General features: G+C 66.9%; 17 protein-coding genes. 6 read left to right on the top strand and 11 right to left on the bottom strand.

What is annotated here, in order from left to right; all coding sequences use genetic code 11:
* Positions 1-50: 50 nt before the first annotated feature.
* From WFL22_RS07240 to WFL22_RS07260, 5 genes are all read left to right on the top strand, one after another.
* Positions 51-1,058 carry a DNA-processing protein DprA gene (locus WFL22_RS07240; protein WP_017883928.1) on the top strand — a complete coding sequence of 336 codons (1,008 nt, stop codon included), beginning with the start codon at positions 51-53 and terminating at the stop codon, positions 1,056-1,058.
* Positions 1,059-1,177: 119 nt separating this feature from the next.
* A complete protein-coding gene (locus tag WFL22_RS07245; protein ID WP_017883929.1) occupies positions 1,178-1,711 on the top strand; it encodes a hypothetical protein in 534 nt (177 codons plus the stop codon).
* The gene (locus WFL22_RS07250; protein WP_017883930.1) at positions 1,708-3,540 is read left to right on the top strand and encodes a TraM recognition domain-containing protein; all 1,833 of its coding nucleotides are present in this window, start codon (positions 1,708-1,710) and stop codon (positions 3,538-3,540) included. Before WFL22_RS07245 ends, WFL22_RS07250 begins: the two co-directional genes overlap by 4 nt.
* Positions 3,541-3,579: 39 nt before the next feature.
* Positions 3,580-4,023, top strand: a complete 444-nt coding sequence (locus tag WFL22_RS07255; RefSeq protein WP_024356176.1) for a single-stranded DNA-binding protein — start codon at positions 3,580-3,582, stop codon at positions 4,021-4,023.
* 20 nt (positions 4,024-4,043) lie between these two features.
* Positions 4,044-4,637 (top strand): hypothetical protein, encoded by a 594-nt coding sequence (locus WFL22_RS07260; protein ID WP_024356177.1) that lies wholly within the window; start codon positions 4,044-4,046, stop codon positions 4,635-4,637.
* An 82-nt stretch (positions 4,638-4,719) separates the two neighbouring features.
* Here the strand turns inward: WFL22_RS07260 and WFL22_RS07265 are convergent, their stop codons facing one another.
* From WFL22_RS07265 to WFL22_RS07315, 11 genes are all read right to left on the bottom strand, one after another.
* Entirely contained in the window at positions 4,720-4,926 is a 207-nt protein-coding gene (locus tag WFL22_RS07265) for a helix-turn-helix domain-containing protein (RefSeq protein WP_051066173.1), read from the bottom strand.
* Positions 4,927-4,978: 52 nt separating this feature from the next.
* Positions 4,979-5,971 (bottom strand): tyrosine-type recombinase/integrase, encoded by a 993-nt coding sequence (locus WFL22_RS07270; RefSeq protein ID WP_017883934.1) that lies wholly within the window; start codon positions 5,969-5,971, stop codon positions 4,979-4,981.
* Between the two features lie 682 nt (positions 5,972-6,653).
* Positions 6,654-7,622 (bottom strand): class 1b ribonucleoside-diphosphate reductase subunit beta, encoded by a 969-nt coding sequence (nrdF, locus tag WFL22_RS07275; protein WP_336652558.1) that lies wholly within the window; start codon positions 7,620-7,622, stop codon positions 6,654-6,656.
* 127 nt (positions 7,623-7,749) lie between these two features.
* Positions 7,750-9,891 carry a class 1b ribonucleoside-diphosphate reductase subunit alpha gene (gene nrdE / locus WFL22_RS07280; protein ID WP_336992391.1) on the bottom strand — a complete coding sequence of 714 codons (2,142 nt, stop codon included), beginning with the start codon at positions 9,889-9,891 and terminating at the stop codon, positions 7,750-7,752.
* Entirely contained in the window at positions 9,891-10,313 is a 423-nt protein-coding gene (gene nrdI / locus WFL22_RS07285) for a class Ib ribonucleoside-diphosphate reductase assembly flavoprotein NrdI (protein ID WP_336652556.1), read from the bottom strand. The genes nrdE and nrdI overlap by 1 nt, the downstream gene beginning before the upstream one ends.
* Positions 10,314-10,484: 171 nt before the next feature.
* Complete coding sequence (nrdH, locus tag WFL22_RS07290) at positions 10,485-10,718, bottom strand: glutaredoxin-like protein NrdH (protein WP_024356182.1); 234 nt, start codon at positions 10,716-10,718, stop codon at positions 10,485-10,487.
* 296 nt (positions 10,719-11,014) lie between these two features.
* Positions 11,015-11,392: a hypothetical protein gene (locus WFL22_RS07295; RefSeq protein ID WP_336652555.1), complete on the bottom strand. Its 378-nt coding sequence runs from the start codon at positions 11,390-11,392 to the stop codon at positions 11,015-11,017.
* Between the two features lie 118 nt (positions 11,393-11,510).
* Positions 11,511-11,969, bottom strand: a complete 459-nt coding sequence (gene rlmH, locus WFL22_RS07300; protein WP_336992087.1) for a 23S rRNA (pseudouridine(1915)-N(3))-methyltransferase RlmH — start codon at positions 11,967-11,969, stop codon at positions 11,511-11,513.
* Entirely contained in the window at positions 11,966-13,192 is a 1,227-nt protein-coding gene (locus WFL22_RS07305) for a pyridoxal phosphate-dependent aminotransferase (RefSeq protein WP_336992088.1), read from the bottom strand. Before WFL22_RS07305 ends, rlmH begins: the two co-directional genes overlap by 4 nt.
* Before the next feature lie 19 nt (positions 13,193-13,211).
* Positions 13,212-15,080, bottom strand: a complete 1,869-nt coding sequence (locus WFL22_RS07310; protein WP_336992393.1) for an ABC transporter ATP-binding protein — start codon at positions 15,078-15,080, stop codon at positions 13,212-13,214.
* 97 nt (positions 15,081-15,177) lie between these two features.
* Positions 15,178-17,142, bottom strand: a complete 1,965-nt coding sequence (locus tag WFL22_RS07315; RefSeq protein ID WP_336992089.1) for a sigma-70 family RNA polymerase sigma factor — start codon at positions 17,140-17,142, stop codon at positions 15,178-15,180.
* Between the two features lie 305 nt (positions 17,143-17,447).
* Between WFL22_RS07315 and WFL22_RS07320 the strand changes: the two genes are divergently transcribed.
* Positions 17,448-23,999 (top strand): DUF5979 domain-containing protein, encoded by a 6,552-nt coding sequence (locus WFL22_RS07320; protein WP_336992090.1) that lies wholly within the window; start codon positions 17,448-17,450, stop codon positions 23,997-23,999.
* The last annotated feature ends 76 nt before the right edge of the window (positions 24,000-24,075 follow it).

Here is a 24,075-nt window from a genome sequence, read left to right on the forward strand (position 1 = left end):
CCGCCTGGCGCACCTGTCCTCTGACAGTGACGGCGGTGCAGGAGGCGGTAATGAGCGAGTACACGGCAGACACGATCGCGCGGATCACGCTCGCCGTGCTCACCGAGCCCGGTGATCCGGTCACCGGGCAGCTCGTGCAGGCCATCGGCGTCACGGAGACGCTCGCGTTGATCCGCGACCCAGGCGCAGCGATCCCGTCACAGGTCGACCCTGTGGCCGGGGTGAGGTGGCGGCAGCAGGCCGCCTCGTTGCAGAAGGACGCGCTCACCGATGAGCTGATCGGCCTGACCGAGCGCCACGGCCTGCGCATCCTCACCCCGCACCGCCCCGGCTGGCCCACAGCCCTCGCAGACCTCGGCCACGCCGCACCGCTGGCGCTGTGGGCGAAGGGCAACCCGGAACTGCTCACCGCCTCGCTCTCGTCCCGGGTGACGATCACCGGCGCCCGCGCCGCCACCGGCTATGGGGTGCAGGTCACTCGTGAGTTCGCGTGGCAGCTCGCAGCGTCGCCGCGCATCCTCGTCTCGGGCGGCGCCTACGGCATCGACGCCGAAGCCCACCGCGCCGCCCTCACTGCGCGTTCGGCATCTACGATCGCGGTGCTCGCGGGTGGCCTGGATCGGCCGTATCCGCAGGCGCACGATGACCTGTTCCGCCGCATCACCGATCAGGGTGGCCTCCTCCTTTCCGAGGCCGCGCCAGGATATGCGCCGACGAAGGGCCGGTTCGAGGCACGTTCGCGTCTGCTCGCTGCCCTCTCCGCCGCGACGGTGATCCCGGAAGCCGGGGCACGGTCGGGAAGCCTCCGGGTCGCGGTCGCCGCCTACGAACTCGGCCGCCAGCTCGGCGCGATCCCTGGGCCGATCACCTCCGCGAACTCAGCCGGCTGCCACCGGCTCCTCGCCGAAGGCCTCGCAGAAGTCACCACGAGCGTCGGAGATGTCGAAGCGATGCTCGACCCGACGCCAGCGGCGTACCAGCTCCCGCCGGCATATCAGTCGGCCGCCCGCCGCACCGCCCCAGACCCAGGCCGCGGCGCGGGCCGGCCAGCGCTCTGAACCCCGGCGCTCATCACTGCCATCCACGTCGCGCCGTCCTGGGTGTGTGTCTTCCGGCCCGATGGCACCCCTTGCCTCGGGCCGATCTCTGCCTGCCCGTCTTATGAAGGAGACCCTGTATGTCGAAGCGTGATCGCTCGAACCCTGCTGATCCGTCCGTGGTGATGGTGCGCATCGTCGTCGCCGAGGACGGCACCCTGGCCGTCACGGTCGACGGGGCGCCGTTTCTGCCGCCGGAGTTCTCCCCGCCGTGGCGGCGGGGATCGTTCCCGGCGATCGTGGACGCGATCCGCGAGCAGACCGACTGCACGATCCGCGTCGACGTCATCGAAACCGACGGCCGCACGATGACCGACTTCTACACCCCGCGCCCGCGCCGCACCCCACAACCAGAGGCGCAGCCGGTGCAACAGGTTCCGCCCGTGGCCGCGGTGCCGGTGCCGGTGGTGCCGCGTCTGGTGCAGTTCGCGGGGTCGGGGATGGTGCCGGGCGAGGATGTCGCGGTCGCGATCGTCATCGCGCACACCGAGACAGGGCCCGACGGCATCGCCCGCGCCCTGATCGATTCCCGCTACCTCGACCACGCGCCCACCAATGAAGTGATTCTCCTCGGCCGGATCTCTGCCACCGTCTGCATCGGGGCACCGCAGTGACCTCCCCGATCCGCCCGACGGGGAGCCTCGGCGACGAACTCACCAACGCCGCCCTCGTAGGGCTCGCCACCCTCGCCGTCATCGCGGTGATCCTCCGGGCTGCGGGCAGTGTCACCGCGTTCCTCACCGGCACCCCGCAACCCGATACCGGGTTCGGCGCCGGGGCCGGGGTGCTCCTGCACCCCGGCGCCCCTGGCGCCGCACTCGGCGCGCCGGGCCTGAACCCGGTCGTGTACTGGGTCATCGCCGGCACCATGATCTTCACCGCCGGGGCTGCGGCCTGGCGGGGGTGGACGGCGATCCGGCAGCACGGCCGCCGGCAGGCGATGGACCCGTACCGGATCGCCGGGATCGCCACCCGCGCCGAAGTCGCGAAAGCGGGATCTCCGCGCGCGCTCCTGGCTCGGGCGGGGAACCTGCGCCCGTCGCTCGAGAACCCTGAGCCTTCAGAGGTCGGGTACCGGCTCGGGGTGTCGCGCGGGGTCGAGGTGTGGGCGTCGGTCGAAGACTCGATCCTGCTGATCGGGCCGCCCCGCTCCGGGAAGGGCGTGCACATCGTCATCAACTCGATCCTCACCGCCCCCGGCGCGGTCGTCACCACGTCCACTCGTCCGGACAACGTGACCGCCACGATCCGGGCCAGGGAGAAGGTGGGGCCGGTGGCGGTGTTCGATCCGCAGCACCTCGCCGACGGCATCCCCGCCGGGCTCCGCTGGTCGCCCGTCAGAGGCTGCACCGATCCCCTCACCGCGATGATTCGCGCCGCAGGGCTCGCCTCCGCCACCGGGCTCGGGAAAGGCGGGGTCGAGGGCGGAGACTTCTGGGAAGCGAAAACCCGTGTTGCGCTCCAATGTCTGCTCCACGCCGCCGCCCTCGACCAGCGGCAGCCCGCCGACCTGTTCCGGTGGACGCTCGACCCCGCAGCCGCCGGCGACGCCGTATCGATCCTCGCCACCCACCCGCAAGCCGCGGGCGGGTGGGCGGAGGCGTTGCAGGCGATGATCGACGCGGACCCGCGTACCAGGGATTCGATCTGGCAGGGCGTCTCCCTCGCCCTCGCCGCCCTCGCCGACCCCCGCGTGCTCGATGCCGTCACCCCCGGCCCCGACGAGGTATTCAACCCCGAAGACTTCCTCGCGAAGAAGGGCACCCTGTACCTGCTGGCGACCGCGGCCGGGGCGAACAACAGCGCCCCGCTGGTCGCAGCGCTCATCGAAGACGTAGTCGAGGCAGCCCGCCGCCTCGCCGCACGCTCCGCAGGCGCACGACTCGATCCGCCCCTGCTGCTCTGCTTGGACGAGGTCGCGAACCTCAGCCCGTTGCCGTCGTTGCCGACGCTCATGGCCGAAGGCGGCGGCACAGGGATCACGACCATGCCGGTCTTGCAGTCGCTTGCGCAGGCGCGGGAGCAGTGGTCGGAGCACGCGGCCTCCGCGATCTGGGATGCCGCGATCGTGAAGATCGTCCTCGGCGGAGCCTCCAACAGCCGCGACCTCCAAGACCTCTCAACCCTGATTGGGGAACGCGATGAGATCACCGACTCCACCACCGTCGGCGACCACGGCACCCGCTCCGCGCAACGCTCGATCCGCCGCGTACCGATCATGCCGCCCGACGCGATCCGCCGACTCCCGTTCGGCACCGGCCTCGTGCTGCTGCGCGCGGCACCGCCGATCGTGGCACGCCTGCGCTCCTGGAACCAGCGCGCCGACGGGAAACAACTCGTAGCCGACCGCCGCGCGGTCGAAGCAAAACTCCATTACCGGCAGGCCAACACCCAGCCGGGCGCGGACGATCCGTCAGGCAGAGAAGGTGCACCTGTTTCGTAGAGCCGTGATGGGCGCGGCCGTGAAGCAGGAGGCGAAATCGTGTCGATCCCGACCAAGACCTCGTTGTCAGGGTTCATCGCAACCACCCCGCATCCCTCGTCCACGAAGAGCGGGGTGCCGCGCATGTTCGCCCGCGTGGGCAAGCCCCGCTACCGGCGTGAGGAGGACGGCACATTCACGGAGCTCGAACCCTCGTTCCATGACCTCGTCGCGTTCGGGGAGAGCGCCGTGCGCGCACTGTCGACGCTGCAGAAGCACGACAACTTCGTCGCCGAGGGGCGCGTGAATCGCCGAACCATCGAGCGAGACGGTGTGCCGACCGAGATCGAGCAGTTCATCGTCTCGAAGATCGGCCCCGACGCCGCCCGCACCACCTTCACGATGGATCGCAGCCAGCGCGCCAGCCGAACCGTCGAACGCACCAGCACCGCTGCCCGAGGCACTGAGCGGAGCACGTCGCCGGTGTTCGCCAGGGCCATGTGAACCGGGAAGGGGACCCCGCCATGAACATCGACGCGCCCGCCGACGAGGAAGGCTTCGACCCCGAAGAACTCGAGGAGGAGGACGACGGCACTGACCCGCTCAGCACTGTCTCTCTGCCGATCACCCCGAAGCCGATCAACTGGCATCTCCTGCGCTCGCACGAAGCCGAACAAGAATGGCTCGATCTGAACCAGTGGGTGAACCAGCTCCGCGAGACCTATGGGCTGCCCGCGTCGGTAGTGCCGCCGTTCTGGCATCGGCATCCCGAACTCGTCTGGGAGCTCTCTGCGCTGCACACGCATTGGCTGTGCAGCTACGACCCCGAACAGGACGGGTCGGGGCCGATCGCGTGGCACACCGATTTCGCGCTCGCCCGCGAACGGCTCCGCGAATGGGTGGCCACCTGCGGCACCCGCCTGGATCGCGACCGGCCAACTCGGCAGACCACCTGGCCTGGTGAGGTTGCGCAGGCACCGATTGAGGATGAGGTAATCCCGGATCGGGACGCTGACTTCATCACGTTCGTCTCTGCCGACGCCGCCCGTCGCGCCCAGATCGAAGAGGAAACGATCGCCGCCGCGGTCGCGGCCGCAAAGGGTTCGAAGTCTCAATGATCCCGGCCGGCACCCGTGGTTGGACTCCCGGCCAACACGAAAGGGAGGAACGTCCGCCAGGACCGTTCCTCCCTTTTCACTTCTATCGCGTCGATGGAATCTCGACCAGCAATCGTTCTTCCAGCTCCTTCATGTCGACTCGGATCAGGCGTCCCACACGGTACCCAGTAACCGTGCCGTCCGAGATCCGCCGGCGTAGCGTCTTCACGGACACCCCGAATCTCACCGCGGCCTCTGCCAACGGGACCAGGTTCTCGACGGGCACTTTTGTTCGAGATTGACGAACCATGTCAACACCTCTCCTTCTCTGTCGTCACATGGGTTCATCCCATAGGTGCCCTTCACGAATCCCGGGCCGCACCGCTACTACCGTTCTCAGGCAGTGCGGAGGTGATGGCAGCCTCGACACGGCGACTCATTCGACAGGCGAGTTCTCGATCTCTCGTCATCGTGGCGTGCTGGTATCGCAACACGATCCTCATATCCGAGTGCCCGCCCCGACGCATCAGCTCAGCCAACGTGGCACCCTCTTGAGCGAACAGCGTCAGACCGGTGTGGCGCAGATCGTGGAAGCGAAACCTTGGGGGCAGCCCAGCGACGTTGTCACGGACGTCACCCCAGATGAACCCCCAGCGAGTGTTGGAAAGGGGCATGCTTCCGCGAGGGCTTGCCGGCACCAAGGGCGCTTTGGCCTCCGGCGCGACGCGCGACAGAAGGTGCTCGCGCAGGCGATCAACCATCAGATCTGGGACGCTGAGCGATCGCTTGCCTGCGTCGCTCTTCAGATCTGTGTAGTCCCCGGTGTTCGCGTTCAGCTGTCGACGTACGTGCAGCGTGGCGCTCCCGTCTGGGTACCATTCAACGTCTCGGCGTTGGAGTCCGAGGCACTCGCCTCGCCGCAACTGGCACCACGCGGCCAGCAGCACCATGATCGACCACTCAGGGGGTGCCGCCGCATACAAAGCTTCAACCTGTTCGGGTGCGATCACGTCCTCGCTGGCATCGTGGTCGGCATCGTGTCGCACCGGCTCTTGACGTGGAATCGAGACGTTCGGAGCCGCAGGAGTGATGCCGTCCCGTGCCGCCTGTCGCAAGATCATCATCAATACGATCAAGACCGGACGCGTGACGCCGTTGAACTTCGACCTCGGATTCAACGGCGATGGGATCTTGTCGAGGCGTTCTGTCATGACGCGAATCCGGGCCTCGTCGATGTCACGGATTGGAGTGTTCTCGAACTCTGGCACCAGATAGCCCGTGACTTTGCTCTGGTAAGAGCGGACGGTGCCGACGGCACGCTTCTTACCGCTGCGGTTCGGCTCCGTGCGGATCATTGCAAGCCAACGCTCCGAGTACTCCGAGAACCCGACCGCGCGCGCCTGATCCGCAGCTGCTTCCGCGCGACGAGGTGCAGCCACTGCGGACGGAGGCTGCCAGTCGCCGCGAGCAATCTTCGTGTGAGCGCCTGCGAGCCAGGTGCGAGCATCCGTCTTGGTAAGGAACGTCAGCGGTTTGTCGTCGTCGGTTCGCGCAGTGTAAATCTCCCCGTCAGGCGCCGGATAGCGAGCCTGCCATCGCCCCGAAGGGAGCTTTCGCAGGCTTCCCCAGGTCTCACGCTTTGTAGTTGGCCTCTTCTGCTCCGTGACGCTCATCATGCCCTCCCGTGGCCGCAAACGGACTGTTGCGGACGGTCGTGCCACTTCGTGCCACTAGGCACCTGGATCAGCCCAGATCCGCATGATTCTGCGGTTCCGAGCGAGCCTGAAACGTCCTCGCTGGCACGTTGTGGCACGGCCTCGGTGACCTCTCGAACCTGCTTTCCGTCCGGGAACCCACCCCGCTCTGGTCTGGCAGGTGCGCCCGTGCCACCTCCGTGCCACTCCGACTGGATACTGATGTGCATTTCCGTCCTCCTCTGTTCATCAGGAGGTGGCATGAAAAGAGGCCCGGAACTGCAGAATCCTGCAGTTCCGGGCCTCTCATCAGCCCTCACGGGCCTGGGGCTACATCAACGACTCAGAAGTCCCAGTCCTCGTCTTCGGTGGCGACGGCCTTGCCGATGACGTAGCTGGAACCGGAGCCCGAGAAGAAGTCGTGGTTCTCGTCGGCGTTGGGAGAGAGCGACGACAGGATCGCGGGGTTGACGTCGGTCATCTCCTTGGGGAACATCGGCTCGAAGCCGAGGTTCATGAGCGCCTTGTTCGCGTTGTAGTGCAGGAACTTCTTGACGTCTTCGGTGAGGCCGACCCCGTCGTAGAGGTCCTGCGTGTAGAGCACCTCGTTCTCGTAGAGGTCGTAGAGCAGCGCGAAGGTGTAATCCTTGAGCTCCTGGCGGCGCTCTTCGCTTTCGGCTTCTAGCCCCTTCTGGAACTTGTAGCCGATGTAGTAGCCGTGCACGGCCTCATCGCGGATGATGAGGCGGATGAGGTCGGCGGTGTTCGTGAGCTTCGCCTTCGACGACCAGTAGATCGGCAGGTAGAAGCCGGAGTAGAAGAGGAACGATTCGAGCAGGGTCGAAGCGATCTTGCGCTTGAGCGGGTCGTCGCCTTCGTAGTAGTCGACGATGATCTGCGCCTTCTTCTGCAGGTACTGGTTTTCGACCGACCACCGGAAGGCGTCGTCGATCTCCTGCGTGGAGCAGAGCGTGGAGAAAATCGACGAGTAGCTCTTCGCGTGCACCGACTCCATGAACGCGATGTTGGTGTACACGGCTTCTTCGTGCGGGGTGATCGCGTCGGGGATGAGCGACACCGCGCCCACAGTGCCCTGGATCGTGTCGAGCAGCGTCAGCCCGGTGAAGACGCGCATGGTGAGCAGCTGCTCCGCAGGGGTGAGCGTGGCCCACGACTGCACATCGTTCGAGAGCGGCACCTTCTCGGGAAGCCAGAAGTTGTTGACGAGACGGTTCCAGACCTCAAGGTCCTTCTCATCCTCGATGCGGTTCCAGTTGATCGCCTGCACTGCGTGGCCCAGCTTGAAGTTCATCGGTGTTCTTTCTGCTCAGTTATCCTGCCGAGAGCTGCAGGATCGCTTCGATCCAAGGGTGCGGATCCCGCGGCGCGCACCACCCGCAGGATAGCGGAGGCCCGCGACGAGCGCGGGCCTCCGTGCATCAGAGCATGCAGCTGACGCACTGCTCGAGTTCGGTGCCCTCGAGCGCGAGCTGACGCAGGCGGATGTAGTAGATCGTCTTGATGCCCTTGCGCCATGCGTAGATCTGGGCCTTGTTGATGTCGCGCGTCGACGCGGTGTCCTTGAAGAACAGCGTCAGCGACAGACCCTGATCGACGTGCTGCGTGGCCGCAGCGTAGGTGTCGATGATCTTCTCGGGCCCGATCTCGTAGGCATCCTCGTAGTATTCGAGATTCTCGTTCGTGAGGTACGGGGCCGGGTAGTACACGCGACCCAGCTTGCCTTCTTTGCGGATCTCGATCTTCGATGCGATCGGGTGGATCGACGAGGTGGAGTTGTTGATGTAGGAGATGGAGCCTGTGGGGGGCACCGCCTGCAGGTTCTGGTTGTAGATGCCGTGCTGCTGCACGCTCGCCTTGAGCTCTCGCCAGTCGTCCTGCGTGGGGATCGTCACGCCTGCATCTGCGAAGAGGGCACGCACGCGCTCGGTCGCGGGCTCCCACACATTATCGGTGTACTTGTCGAAGAACTCACCGGAGGCGTACTTCGATTCGGCGAAGCCCTCGAAGGTGGTGCCGCGCTCGATCGCGATCGTGTTCGAGGCGCGCAGCGCATGGAACAGGATCGTGTAGAAGTAGATGTTCGTGAAGTCGATACCTTCTTGGCTGCCGTAGTGCACGTGCTCGCGCGCAAGGTAGCCGTGGAGGTTCATCTGGCCGAGACCGATGGCGTGCGACTTGTCGTTGCCATCTTCGATGGATCGCACCGAGGCGATGTGGCTCATGTCGCTCACCGCGGAGAGCGCGCGGATCGCAAGCTCGACGCTCTCGCCGAAGTTCTCGCCGTCCATCATCTTGGCGATGTTCATCGAGCCGAGGTTGCAGCTGATGTCTTTGCCGATGTGGTCGTAGCTGAGGTCTTCGTTGTAGGTGGTCGGGGTGTTGACCTGGAGGATCTCGGAACAGAGGTTCGACATGTTGATGCGACCCTTGATCGGGTTTGCCCGATTCACGGTGTCTTCGAACACGATGTAGGGGTAGCCCGACTCGAACTGCAGCTCGGCAATGGTCTGGAAGAAGTGGCGGGCGCTGATCTTTGTCTTCTTGATGCGCGCGTCGTCGACCATCTCGTGGTACTTCTCGGAGACGGAGATGTCACCGAAGGGCACCCCGTAGACCTTCTCGACGTCGTAGGGCGAGAAGAGATACATGTCTTCGTTCTTCTTCGCGAGTTCGAAGGTGATGTCGGGGATGACGACACCAAGGGAGAGGGTCTTAATGCGGATCTTCTCGTCGGCGTTCTCGCGCTTCGTGTCGAGGAACTTCATGATGTCGGGGTGGTGCGCCGAGAGGTACACCGCGCCTGCGCCCTGACGTGCACCAAGCTGGTTCGCGTAGCTGAAGCTGTCTTCGAGGAGCTTCATGACGGGGATGATGCCGGAGGACTGGTTCTCGATCTTCTTGATCGGGGCGCCGGCCTCGCGAATGTTCGAGAGGAGGAGCGCGACACCGCCGCCGCGCTTGGAAAGCTGCAGCGAGGAGTTGATGCCGCGAGAGATCGACTCCATGTTGTCCTCGATGCGGAGCAGGAAGCAGGAGACGAGCTCGCCGCGCTGCGCCTTGCCGAGGTTGAGGAAGGTGGGGGTTGCGGGCTGGAAACGGCCGGAGATGATCTCGCGCACGATGCCGCGGGCCAGCTCCTCGTTGCCGCGGGCGAGGCCGAGGGCGACCATCACGACGCGATCCTCGAAGCGCTCCAGGTAGCGCTTGCCGTCGAAGGTTTTCAGCGCGTACGAGGTGAAGAACTTGAACGCCCCGAGGAAGGTGGGGAAGCGGAACTTCATGCCGTAGGCCTCGTCGCGCAGCGCCTCGATGAAATCGAGCGAGTACTGCTCGATGAGCTCGCGCTCGTAGTAGTCGTTGTCGAGGAGGTAGCGCATCCGCTCCTCGAAGGAGTGGAAGAACACCGTGTTCTGGTTCACGTGCTGCAGGAAGTACTGGCGCGCAGCTTCACGATCCTTGTCGAACTGGATCTTGCCGTCGGCGTCGTAGAGGTTGAGCATCGCGTTGAGCGAGTGGTAATCCATCTCGCTGATCTTCGAAGACTCGTGACCGGCTTCCATCACGGTGCCTCCGGCTGTGGTTCCTGCAGAGCCCAAAACTGTTCCAATCCTTCGTGGACGGCTGTGACGTCGTCCGGGGTTCCAAAGAGTTCGAATCGATAAAGGAAGGGCACGTGGCACTTCCGGGCGATGATGTCGCCCGCGATCCCGTAGGCCTCACCGAAATTGGTGTTGCCAGCCGCCATCACACCGCGCAGCAGCTTGCGATTGCGCTCGTCATTCAGAAAGCGGATCACCTGTTTGGGAACGGCCCGCGTTTCGGGACCGCCGCCATAGGTGGGCACGAGCAGCACATAGGGTTCGGTGACCAGAAGCGGCTCGTCGCGCGAGTGGAGGGGGATGCGCAGGGCGGGACGCCCGAGCTTTTGCACGAAACGGTGCGTGTTGCCCGAGACGCTGGAGAAGTACACCAGGTCGGTCATGCTCGTCACCTCCGCGCGAACCCCCGAGGGCCGTGAGACCCCCTCGCTGCTGAACCGCTGCCGCGGGCGGGGCCTTCTGGCCCTGCCCGCCGCAGCGGTTCGAAATGATGTCAGTGCGTCCGAGCTGGCCACGAGCATTCCCCCACCCGCTGCCGAATCGGCTCAGATCGCTTACGCGAGGCGGCCGGCGAGCTCCGAAATCTTGTCGGGGCGGAAACCCGACCAGTGCTCGTCGTCGGTCACCACAACGGGAGCCTGCAGGTAGCCGAGCTCCTTCACCGTTTCCAGCGCGGCTTCGTCCTGCGAGAGGTCGAGCACGTCGTACTCGATTCCCTTGCTGTCGAGCGCCCGGTAGGTCGCCGTGCACTGCACGCACGACGGCTTGGTGTACACCGTGATGGCCATTTCACGCCCCTTTTCCAAAAGTCATACGCCCCGTCCGGGGCACTACATATAGTGAACCACACCCGCGTGAACCACAAGATGCAGTAGTTACAACGCTGTAGTTTTCCACTTTATTTCCACCGGAGCCGAGCGCATCTGGGGAGAACTTTCGGCGGAGTTCCGCCCCTTTCGGGTGGTTATCCACAAGCCGGGAGGCAGGGAAGTTTTTTCCCACACACTCCCGCCCCGGCGTGTCGCATGACACCCCCGCACAGAGCCGCACAAGCCGCCGCACACCCACCCCGGCGGGCCTCGATTCAGAGCGCGATCGGCCACAGCAGCTCCCTCCCATCGGGCTGAAACCAGCGCAGCACCAGCATCGCGTCTGCCGACTCGGCAACCGCCGACCCGCTCGCGCTGCGCACCACCACCCGCAGCCGCTCCTCTGGATACACCGTGCGGGGCAGCGACAGCCCCAACATGCCCTCGCCCGCGAGAGCGAAGCGCACCGAGTGCAGCGGCCCGTCACCGCAATGCTCCACCTCGATCACGCCGCTCGCCGAACGCGCAACCACCCGCCACGGCACCTCGACGGCGCCCGCCTCAGAACCCGCCGCCGGCACCATAGGCCGGGCCAGCGACAGGCGGCCCCGAGGGGGCGGCTGCAGCCGGGTGCTCAAGCGAAAGGGGGTCATGTCCTCACGCTAGGCGGCACCACTGACATTGATGGGATGCGGGTGCGCTGGCGCGCCTCGCTCACACTCCCTCCCCAGGCTGCAACGCACCGCATCGGTCTGAGCCGAGCGGGCCAGCTCACACGTGGTGGTACGGCCGGCCGGCCGCGATCTCCTGCGCGCGATAGATCTGCTCGGCGAGAATCAAACGCACGAGCTGATGCGGAAAGACGAGCTTCGACAGGCTCCACACGAAATCGGCGCGCTCACGCACGCGATCCGCCACCCCATACGCACCGCCGATCACCACAGTCACCGAACGACCCGCCGCAAACGCACCCTGCAGCGTCGCGGCAAGCGCAGGCGAATCGACATTGCGCCCGCGCTCATCGAGCAGCACCAGAAACGCATCGCGATCCACCTTCGCGAGAATGCGCTCCGACTCCTCAGCCCGCGCCGCATCCCCCTCACGCGCAGAATGGGGCAACAACTGCCAACTCACATCGAAGGGCTTGCGCAGGCGCTTCTCGTAGCGGTCGATGCCCTCCGTGACCCACGCCTCGTGCTTCTTGCCCACCGCGAGCACCCGCACCGTCATCGCGACCGCACCGTCTCGAGATAGTCGGCAATGCGGCCGATCGCCTCGGTCAACACCGGCACCGACGGCAACGTCACAAAACGCAGATGGTCGGGCGTGGGCAGATTGAAGCCTCGCCCGTTCGTGACGAGCACTCGCGTCGCGCGCAGCAACTCGATCACGAAGCGCTGATCATCGTCGATCGGATACACCTCGGGATCGAGCCGCGGAAAGAGATATAGCGCGCCGCCCGGCCGCTCACAACTCACGCCGCGAATCTCCGTCAGCAGCCGGTGCGCAACATCCCGCTGCTCCCGAAGCCTGCCCCCGGGCGCGCAAAGCTCGACGATCCCCGAGCCGTTCGACCCGGCCGCGAGCGCAATCGGGATCGCATGCTGCGCCGGCACACTCGCGCACATGCGCATATTCGCGAGCAGGGTGAGACCCTCAAGGAAGTCGCGCGCGACCGCGCGATCGCCCGAGGCGACCACCCAACCCGAACGATACCCTGCGATGCGCTGCGCCTTCGACAGCCCGCTGAACGTGAGGCAGAGGGTGTCGCGCGCGTGCAACGCCGCGTGCTCATGCACCGCCCCATCGTAGAGAATGCGGTCGTAGATCTCGTCGGCCATCAGCACCAGGCCGTGCCGTTCGGCGAGCGCCGCGAAACCACGCACCAGCTCGGGTGAATAGACAGCGCCGGTGGGGTTGTTCGGGTTGATGAGCACGATGCCCGTGGTGCGCGGGGTGATGAGGCGCTCGATCGCTTCAAGCTCGGGCATCCACCCGTTCGACTCATCGCAGGGGTAGTGCACGGCAAGACCGCCGGCAAGGGTCACCTGCGCCGTCCACAGCGGGTAGTCGGGGGCGGGCACGAGAATCTCGTCGCCGTCGTCGACGAGGGCCTGCAGCACGAGCGAGATCATCTCGCTGACACCGTTGCCGATGAACACGTCGTCGGGGCCGACTCCGGCGACGCCCTCCTCGGCGTAGAAGCGGGCTACCGCCTCGCGGGCGGTCAGGATGCCGCGGGAGTCGCTGTACCCCTGGGCTGTGGGCAGGATGCGCCGCAGCTCCTCAACGATCTCGGGCGGTGCCTCGAAGCCGAAGGGGGCCGGGTTGCCGATGTTGAGCTTGAGGATCTTGTGCCCCTCGCGCTCGAGCCGCTCGGCCTCCTGCAGGATCGGGCCGCGCACGTCGTAGCGCACCCCCGCCAACTTGCTCGACTGGGTAATGGGGCGCACGCGAAAATCCTACTCCCGCTCAGCTCTGCTGGGCGTAGAGCTCGGCGTAGGCGCCGCCGCGCAGCAGGAGCTCGTGGTGCGTGCCCTGTTCGAGGATGCGGCCTTCGCCGACAACGTAGATGCGGTCGGCGTCGACGACGGTGGAGAGTCGGTGGGCGATTGCGATGGTGGTGCGCCCGCTGCGTGCGTCGTCGAGCGCGCGCTGCACGGCGCGCTCGTTCACGGTGTCGAGTGCGCTGGTTGCCTCGTCGAGCAGGAGCACCCGAGGGTTCTTGAGCAGCACCCGAGCGATGGCGATGCGCTGCTTTTCACCCCCTGAGAGGCGGTAGCCGCGCTCCCCCACGATGGTGTCGTAGCCGTCGGCGAAGCCTGAAATGGTGTCGTGGATATTGGCGAGCCGTGCCGCCGCTTCCAGTTCCTGCTGCGATGCATCGGGCTTGGCGTAGCGCAGGTTCGCGGCGACCGAGGCGTGGAAGAGGTAAGGCTCTTGCGTGACCACGCCGATGCGGTCGACAAGCGCTTCGTGGCGCAGCTCGCGCACGTCGTCGCCCGCGTAGCGCACAGTGCCGGCACTGGCGTCATAGAGGCGCGGAATCAGTGAGCCGATGGTGGTCTTGCCCGAGCCAGAAGCACCCACGAAGGCGACGAACTCGCCCGGTTCCACGTGAAACGTGACCCCGTCGAGCGTGGGCCGTTGCTGCGCCCCGGCGTCCGGGTAGCGGAAGGAGACCCCGTCGAAATCGACGCGGCCGGCCTGGCCGGGGGCATCCGACGGCTCGCGGGCGTCGGGGGCGTCGGTGATCGCGGGCTCGAGGTCGAGGTACTCGAAGATACGGGCGAAGAGCGCCTTCGAGGTCTGGAGGTCGAGCGCAATGCGCATGAGCGCCATGAGCGGGAAGAGCAGGCGCGACTGCACCGTGGTGAACGCGACAATCGTGCCGGCCGTGATCCCAGGGTCGAAACCCTCACCCTGCCCGCGCGCAATGATCCACCCCGACACCAGATAGACGATGGCGGGCACGGCCGACAGAAACACCTGCACGAGGGCGAAGAAGACCTGGCCGCTCATCGTCTGCCGCACCTGCAGTTCGATCTGTCTGCGGTTCTCTGCGGCGTAACGCTCGGTCTCTGCTCGCTGCCGGGAATAAGTCTTGGCGAGCAGCACCCCCGAGACCGAGAGGGCTTCCTGGGTGATTGCCGTCATTTCGGAGAGCGATTCTTGGGTGCGGCCCGCGATACGGGCGCGAACCTGACCCACCCGACGCTGCGCGATCACGAGGATCGGCATGAGCACCACTGCGATGATGGTGAGCTGCCAACTGAGCAGCAGCATCGCGACCGCAGCTGCGATCACGGTGACCGTGTTGCCGATGATGTTCGAGACCGTATTGGTGAGCACATTGGCGACACCGCCCACGTCATTCTGCAGGCGCGACTGGATCACGCCGGTCTTGGTGCGGGTGAAGAAGCCGAGCTCCATCGACTGCAGATGCGCGAACAGTCGCACGCGCAGATCGCCCATTACCCGATTGCCGACGCGCGCGGTGAAGAGGGTTTGCACGATGCCGATTGCCGATGACAGCACGAAGGCCGCGATCATGCCCGCCACGAGCCACGGCAGCAGTTCGAGGTTGGGCATCCCGCCCGGCGGGAACAGCCCGTCGTCAAATATGCGCTGCGTGAGAAGCGGTGGCAGGATGCCGAGCCCGGCGGCGATCAGCACCAGCACGATGATCACCGCGAGCTGCCAGCGGTACGGGGAGAAGAGCGCCGCGATGCGCTGACCGAGATGCGGGATCTGGGGGGCCGCTTCGTTGATCTCGCGCTGGCGCGCCGCGTCGCCCGCGGATACGCGCGATCCGCGCCCGCCTCCTATGCCACCGCCCATGCTCATGGTTCGGAGACTACCTGCAGCGGCCGACATTCACGCGGTGCGTCCGCTGCAGGCGGAGAACTGCGCACCCGCCCCGCATCGGCGGCCGCCGCTACGGAGTGCAGGCCTGCAGCGTGTCGATCGGCATCCACGGCGAGGTGGTTCCCGCATCGATGCTCCAGATTGGAGGGGTCTGCACCCTGAGTTCAAGGGTGCCGAAGAGGCCCGCGTTGTATTCGTCAACCGAAGCGGGTGCGACCACCAGCGGGAATGTCGCCGACCAGCTGTGCGGGCTCCACGCCGCTGCGCGCGCAAGAATCCCGTGCCAAGTGAGCCACGGGTAGCGCAGGTCCGGCGCTCCTTCGAGCAGCGGATCGGTGATCGGGGTGGTGATTCCCAACAGCCGGTGCCGCGCGAACACCACACCGTACTCGGAGAGTTCGCCGTCGAGTCGCACGGTTCCGAGCTGACTGCCTGGCACCGCCAGGCAGAGCCCCGTCACGCTGATCCCGGAGACCACATTCGGCCCGGTTTGGCCGCACTGCGGCAGTGGTACGCTCACCCACAGCCCGGCAGCAGACCCCGTGACGAGGCGAGCCTCGACTGCCGTCGTGCTCGCGACGAGCACGTCGAGCCCTGACATCGCTTCCGAAGCCCAGTTCCGGTCGCCGCCGGTCACGGCGGTAACCGTGCTGCCGCCCAGTTCGGCAGGAAGGCGCAGCTCGACCGAACCCGTCGCGCTTGCGCGCCCGGAGATCGAAAACTGCCCAGCATCGACATTGGGGGTGAAGCACGGCTCCCCCGGAAAGAGGGTGGCGGGCTCCACTTGTGGGCCCGTCGGGCCCGTTGTACCCGGATCGGGCTCCCCAGGTACCGTCTCCGACGTGCCCGGTGCCACAGTCTGCGGCACCTCGGCGGGCGCCCCCGATCCCGGCGCATCCTCCGCGGAGGCGCGCTTCGTGACCACAGGCGGTGACACTGCATCAGCGCTGCGCGCATCCGGCTCGGCGGCATCAGCCCGGGTGAGCAGGTCTCCAGCCCCTCCAGCAGCATCATCCACTGGCGCAGCTTCCACGGGAGCCGACGGATCCGTTCCTCCACCGAAGGAGTTCACGAGCGCCACCCCGCCGACCGCTGCCGCGGCGAGCGCAACCGAAGCGGCAACTGCGACGACGGCGATCGTCACCCCGCCGAGCCCGCCCCCGGAAGAGCCACCGGCACCGCCGGCACCCCCCGACCCGGCACCGCCACCAGCCGCCGCAACTGCAGCGGCCGCGGTGGCAGAAACGCCCGATCCCGCCCCGAGCGTCGCCGCGAATGCGGCCGCGGATCCGCCTCCGAGCACCACCAGCGAAAGCACGAGGGCGAGCTGGCGGTTGAGCATCGTGAACTCGGCGGCGACGGCGGCGCACGCCTCGCAATTGTCGAGATGTGCTTCGACCTCTCTGCTCTGCCTGGCCGGCAGTTTGCCGCGCTGAAAGTTCTGCAGGCGGCGGCGCGTGGTCCGGCAGGCAAGATCGGCGAGCTGCATGTCGGCGTGCTCCTCGACCCACGCCGACTGCAGCCCCTCCCGGGCCCGCAGGGCGAGCGCCGAAACGCCATTCGGCGAAATGCCCAGCAGCGGTGCCGCTTCTCGCGGCGGGAGCCCTTCAACGACGGTGTACCAGAGCACTGCCCGCCAACGCTCTGGCAGCGATGCGAAGGCCCGGGCCGCCGATTCGCGGTCGAACGCAGCGTCTGCGCCAGGAGCCTCCTCAATGACGTCAGGCGAGGTTTCAAGATCAGCGACGGCGTGCTCCGGCGAACGGTAGGCGTCTACGGCGAGCGAAGACAGCACCCTGTAGAGATAGGGGCGGAACGCGCCGCTGGGCCCGCGCCCGTCACGCACAAGCTCGAAAATCTTCAGGTAGGCGCCGGAGACGAGATCATCGGCATCGAGCGAGGGGGCGATGTTGCGAGCCGCTGCGTAACCGGCGCGGCGATGCCGCCTCCACAGCTCGGCGAAGGCGTCGTCACCGCCATCGCGGCTCAGCTCAAGCAGCTCGGAATCCGAGTGCCGTCGCCAATCATCGCTCATCACCACAAGCCCCCACTTGGTTGCGGATCCGCGCCGATTCCCTGCGACACAAACCCAGATAAGCCCCTCGTGCCCCGAAATCGGTGCGCAAGGCCCCCTCCATCCGATTATCGGTGGAACCCCTGGGAACTCCAATTCGGGCACTGTGAGAAAAATTTCTGCAAACGCGCGTCACGATTCGGAGATTCTGCCGTCTTCTGTGTGCCCGGCTTCTGCGCTGCTTCCCCCAGAAGTATTCCCAAGCGCAGGAGCCGGGCTTCGAGCGCAGGGGTGCGCTCGAACCGTACCGAAGGGGGACACAAGGTATGCGATTCTCAGCGCTCAGGCGAAAGAATCAGGATCAGCCGAAGGGGCGGCGCGTAACGCGCGTGCTCGCGGGAGCGCTGTCTGCGCTGCTGTTCGGCGGCGCACTCGCGGCTGGCGGGCAGGTGCTGCCGGCGGCTGCCGCGGAGGGCGCTTCGATTCTCATCAGTAAGACGGTGAACGGGGAAAAGGAGGTACGCGACCTCCGCCCTGGCGATTCTGTGACGTACCGTGTCGAGTTCCTTGCGAACGATGAAGACGCGGACGGCCCTGCGGTTGTTGTGGACGCACTGCCCGCCGCATTCGCGGGTTGGCGGATCAGTGACCTCAATGCCAGCTTCAACAATCAGCGCACCGGTGTCACCCTCGATCTCCCCGGAATCGCCACGGGCGACTCCCCCACGCAGCCTCTGAGCGGCACCCTCCCGAGCGATCCCGCACAGCTGCGGATCACTGTCGGGGTGGCGTTGCCGGTGCAGGCAGGCGCGGGCAACACGGCGGGCACGGGCCTGCCGACGGGCGCGCAGGGCGTGCTCGAATACACGATCACCATTCCTGAGGGGCTCGCCCCGAATGATCCGGTGCTCCGCTCCGACCTCACCAACACCGCAACCTTCACCGCCAAATCAGGTGCGAAAGCACTCGAGGTGTCGTCGAGCGCGATCATCGAAGTCGACAACCCCGTTTCGATCGACGTCGCACCGGCGAAGAGCTGGAGCCCGCCAGCGCAGAGCTACGAACCGGGTGCCGCCTCGACGGTCACCATCGGCGCAACCCAGGCCTCGAACATCCCCGCCACCGCGATCAAACTGCAAGACCCCGCCGACCCGGCGCTCGCCCCCGACGGCGCGAGCGCACTGCCCGCGGGCAACCCCTTCAACTTCGTCGACTTCGCCGGGTTCACCTCACCCACAGACCCCACAAGTGCCCGACCCGCTGGGGCCGACAGCACCACTGTCGAGGTGTACCGGTTCACCGGCGGATCCTGGAACTGGGTGACGTGGACGCCCGCAATCCCCAACACTGAGATCGCCGGCGTGCGCACCGCCTACACCGCGGCAGAAGCGAGCATTGCTCCCGGCGCGTCGGTCTCGCAGGCATTCTCCGTGACGCAGCGCGCCACGAACCGCAGCACCGGCGCCAGCGTGGCAACGGGCTGGACGGCAAGCAATCAGGTGCTCGCCACCGTGGAAGCACCTGATCAGGCACCGGTGTCGAAGCCAGCCGAAGCAGGTTTCGAGGTGGCCCCCGAAGCGATCGCGGTCAACGCTCAGAAGCGGTTCTACGCGCTTCCCAGCGGCACCGAAACCCCCGCCCTCGCAGACATCACCGCAGGCGAATCCGTAGGCGTCGTGCTGCGCGCCATCAACCCCAGCGCACCCCAGAGCACCAGCCTCGACACGCTCACGATCGCCGAGCCCGGCACGGGCTCCGATCCGCTCTTCCTCGGATCAGATCTCACCTTCGACGGTTTCGACAACAGCAACCTCGACGCGATCTGGCCGGCCGGGGCCGACACTGCCGAGTTCACCTGGCTCCACGCCGGCGGACCCACGACCGTCGCCCTGACACGGGGCGATCCGCTCCCTGCACCGCCAGCCGGCGCGACAATCACAGGCTTCTCGATCAGCTACGCAGGCAAGATCGCGCCGAACACCGCCGCAGAGCTGCGCTACCGCATCAAGACGAACTCCGCTGAGACCTTCGTCGCACCCGGCACCCGCACCCAGCCGCTGCCGAACGTCATCGCGGTCACCGGCACCAATGCAGGCATGCCCGACGCCACCACCACCGCCCGTGCGACGCTCGCGCTCGTCGCCCCCCGCATCGACGTCGTCATCGACAAGCGCGTCGGCCCCGGCACCGTGCTCCCCGGCCAGAACGTCGTGGTGCAGCTCGACACCACAGCCACCACCGGCGGTGGACGCACCAAACCGACAACGATCACCGTCGAAGATGCTTGGGGCGGCGCAGGCACCTTCTGGGACGCCTTCGACGCGACGCAGATCCTCCCCCCGATCAGCAGGCCGGTCAACATGACCGAACCCGCGACCCAGGCCAATCTCGACATCTACATCCGTGATGCCGCCGGCAACTGGGCGACGACCCCGCTCGTCACCAACCCGGCAGAGCAAGACGCCTTCCCGCTGCCCGCCGGCGTCACCGGTGTGCGCTTCGTGTACACCAACGAACAGGGTCTCTCACAGAAAACCTACGTGAAGCCCAACCTGTCATTCACCGCCCGCACCAGCCTGCGCAGTGACGCCGCTACACCCACAGCAACCGACTTCCTCACCGCCAAGCGCTACGAGAACGTCGCCTCAGCGACAGGCACCGGCGAACTCGACAGCCGTGTCGTCACCGGCAGGGCCAACGACGCCGAGAACGTGGGCGTGCGCGGCACGCAGGACAACGGGCCGGAGCCCGGAACCGGAATGTGGGCGTCGAAGGCCTGGGCCGACGACCTGCTCACCTCGCAGTCCGGGGCACGCACCTCCACCACGCAGCGCTGGGCCACAACCGAGCCCGGCTACGCCACGGTAGTGCTGCAGGATCCGGCAGCGCCCACCGCAAGCGGCGCAGGCACCGTCTTCGAGGCCTTCAACCTCACGCATATCCGCCCGATCCGCACCAGTGGATCCGCCGCAAACGCAACCGTCGACCCGCGGCTCGCCTGGGATCTCGTCACCGACGTGCAGCTCTATAACGGCAGCGACTGGGTGAGTGTGACCCCGATCCCCGGCGGCAGCTGGATGAACGCCAACGGTTTCACCGGGTACACCCTCACCCCCCAGCAGCAGCTGAGCACGCTCGGCGTGCGCCTCGTGCTCACCGAGAACACGGCAGCGCGCGAGGCCGCAGCCCAGGCAGGCGACCTCACCGCCCCGAAGGCCGGCACCGGCGTTGCGGCCTCGGCCGACATCCGCACCTTCCGCCTCGACTGGCAGCTGCGCGAGCGCGCCCGCACCGACGACGGATCGGTGAAGTGGGTGAAGGAGCACAACACGACGTTCAACTGCGTGGGCGCCGCCGATGGCTGCGTCGAGAACGTCTTCGCCGCCACCGGGATCCGCAGCGATTCGACCTCGGATACGGCAACCGCCGCAGACACCATCCAGGTGCTCGACGGCACCACGAACGTCGACCTCGTGAAGCAGGTGCAGCCCCTCGACGCCGTCACCGGTGCCCCCACCGGCTCACCGGCAGCCAGCATCAAGATGACCGTTCCGAACGAGGGCGAGCTCGCCGCGGCCGACTACCCGCGCGCCCGCTACACCCTTACCGGTTCGAACGCTTCGACAGCGCCGCAGGGCACGCGGGACGCCATGCAGCTCGCGAAGATCCGCATCACTGACACGCTGCGGCCAGGCACCGTAGTCGAAATCGACGAAAGCCAGTTCGCCGACCGCGACTACGGTGCCGAGGTGCGCGGTGCGGGCAACCACTTCGATGTCTTCAACCTCACCGGGGTGAGCTTCGGCACGCTGCCCGCCTTCATCGACACCGCTGACAGCGAGGTCGAGCTGTGGCTCTACGACGGCACCCCCGCCGGCACACGCACCACGTTCACGCTGCAGCAGGTGCTCAACGGTGACCCCGCCTTCACGGCGCTGCTGCCTGACGTGATCGGCATCGCCACGACGTTCTCGGGCACCGACCCCGATACGAACGGCAACCGCATCGCCGTCGGTAGTGCGCTCGTGATGAAGCTCGACGTGCAGTTGCGCGAAGAGTCACGACTCACCGGGCTGCCTGTCGAGGGCGGCGACATCGACTCCGTGGTGAGCGTGCCGAACCTCGCGGTAGCCCGCGGCTGGGATGCCGTCATCGCACCCGAGACGCAGCCGAGCGACACCGCCCAGGCGGCCGTCGATCTGCAGAAGGCGGCCGTGCAGGTCGCACTGCAGAAGACCGTCGCCGTGCAGCACGGCTCCTCGAGCGACACCACGATCATCGAGGCCTCGCCCACCGACCCCGTGCAGGTGGCGCTCACCGCGAACTCGAACGGTTCGACCGCTCCGCTGAACACGCTGCGCATCGAAGACGACTCCGCCTCGTTCTGGCAGCGCTTCGAGTTCGTGTCGTTTGGCACCGTCACCGCCCCCCAGGACGCCGACACCTCAGCACTGCAGGTGCAGGTCGACGGAGCATGGACGGCGTTCGACGGCTTCACCGGCGACCCGGCGAAGATCACCGGCGTGGCCGTCGACTTCTCGCGCGCGGCAGGGAACGGGCTCTTCCCGCAGGGCGCAACGTCGTGGAACTCTTCGTGGGGCTCCGCCGCGCTCGGCTTCACCGTGCGCTTGCGCGCTGACGCCGCAGTCGATTGGACTGGCGACAGCGAGCAGAACACGGCGAGCGTGGTCGCAGACAACCGCGCCTACGGCCGCGCCGACGCCGACGCCGACGCCGAGGTGACCTTCGGCCCGGGCACGCACACGCTCAGGGTCAGCAAACGCGCCCCGAACGACGCGGGCACCCACCAGGTCGAACCGCTCGTGAGCATGCCCTGGCAGCTCATCTTCACGAACACGGGCACGGGCTACCTGCCCCTCGTGAACGTCACCGATACGCTCCCCACCACACTCGAATGGGATGGCGAACAGCCCACCTTCACGAGCACCGGCACGGGCGGCCTCAGCACCGACCCTTCGGATGTTTCGGTGACGCGCTCGCCCGACGGCAGGTCGCTGGTGTTCACCTGGCCGGAAGGCTCTCGCATGGCGCCCGGTGAGACGATGACCATTGGGCTCGGACTCGCCCTGCTGCCGGTTCCTACGGGCACTCAGGCGACGAACACCGTCACCGTCGAGACCGGCGTGCCGCTCGCGGTGTGCCAGCAGCCAAACGACTTCGGGCAGCAGCCGCCTGCCCCTGTCGAGGCGTACCGCTGCTCGAACACGAACTTCGTGCAGCCGCGTGCGGGCACCGTGGTCGGCTCAGCGAAGACGGTGCGCGGCGAGTACGTCGACACCCTCGGCGAGAATCTCGTGAACGGAGCACTCAATGTGCGCACCGGCGAGGAGTGCCTGCCCACGGTGTACCGGCCCATCGGCTCCGACTACACGCGCAACCCCTGCGCATCGTATTCAGCGGTCGGAGCGCGCGACACCTGGAAATTGCAGCACTTCAACACGGGCACGAACCCGCTCGCACGGATGACGATCGTCGACATGATGCCGACGATCGGCGACAAGATGCTTGCGGGCGGCGCGGAGCGGGGGTCGACGTTCCGGCCCGTGCTCGTCGGCGAGAACCTCGCCGATGTCTTCCGATTCAGCGGTTTGCCCGCGGGGGCGACACCCACGGTCGAGGTGACCGTGAATCCCGCTGCCTGTGTCGGTGACGTGCCTGGCGGATCGCTGTGGGTGGCGGATCCCACCTGCTCCGACACCGCGACGAACCCGGCGAATGTGTGGACCCCCGTCGCCGCGTTCACCGGGGACATCGCCGATATCGCCGGTATTCGTGTGAATGTCGATATGACCGCGACACCGCTCGCACCAGGCGGCGACGTCGTCATCGAGTTCGACACCGTGAACCGCGTGATTGACCCGGCAGCGCAGGGCCTTCACCCCACGCTCGAGCAGTTCGCAACCCCGCAGTTCGCGTGGAACCAGAACGGTGTAATCGCCTGGGATACCTCTGGAAACCGGGTCAACCTGCCCGCGACTCCGCAGCGTGCCGGTGTCACCGTGAAGACGGCACCGCTCGTCATCTCGAAGCAGGTGGTCGGTGCCGGCGTCGAGAATGCGCCGGCCGAGTATCCCGTCGAACTCTCCTGCACCGTGCCGAGCGGCGTGGCCGATCCCGCCCGCGTCTCGCTCGACCTGGGCGAAATGTCGACGGTGATGGTGCCGAAGAACGGCTCGGTGACCGTGCCGGGCATGCCCATCGGCGCCGATTGCACGGCGACCGAGGCCGGGGCTGTCGGCGAGCACGGCGAGACCGGCCGCTCGATCGAGACGCAGCCGGGGGTCTCCCCTGCGAGCGACGGCCAGAGCGCTGAGGTGCGCATCAGGGAGCAGGAGGATGGTGCGACGCAGCTGCGCTTCACGAACACCTACACCCTGGGCGGCATCGTGGTGGAGAAGTCGGTGCTCAGCGCTGACGAGCACCCGGTTGCGGCAGAGCACCGCTCGGAGCGCTACGCCTTCGAACTGGTCTGCGAGGCTCGCGGGCTGAGCGATCCGATCACGAAGCGCTTCACCCTCAGCGCTGGCGAGCGGCACGCCGAGACCGGGCTGCCGGAGGGGGCGCGCTGCGCACTCACCGAGACTGGCACCGGCGGGGCGAAGTCGACTTCGATCACCGTGGCTGGTGAGGAGACTGCGGGCGCGAGCCGCGACGGCATCGTGGTGGCTGCCGGCGGCACCACCGCGCTGGTCGCGAACACCTTCGACGGCGTGCCCCCGACCCCGCCGGCACCGGGCGGGGTGCTCTCCACCACGGGTGCCGAACTGTGGGGGCTCGCCGCCGCTGTGGTCGCGCTGATCGCGGCAGGCGGTGTGGGCCTGGGCGTTGCCCGGCGCCGACGCAGCTCGAACGCCTGAGCCACTTCGGAAACGCCGCAGCGGCGGTCGCCCTCACCGGGCGGCCGCCGCTGCGGCGTTTGTGGGTGGGAAGCAT

Origin of the sequence: Leucobacter sp. VD1 (genome assembly GCF_037150695.1) — a bacterium.
In the GTDB taxonomy this organism is placed as follows: Bacteria; Actinomycetota; Actinomycetes; order Actinomycetales; family Microbacteriaceae; genus Leucobacter.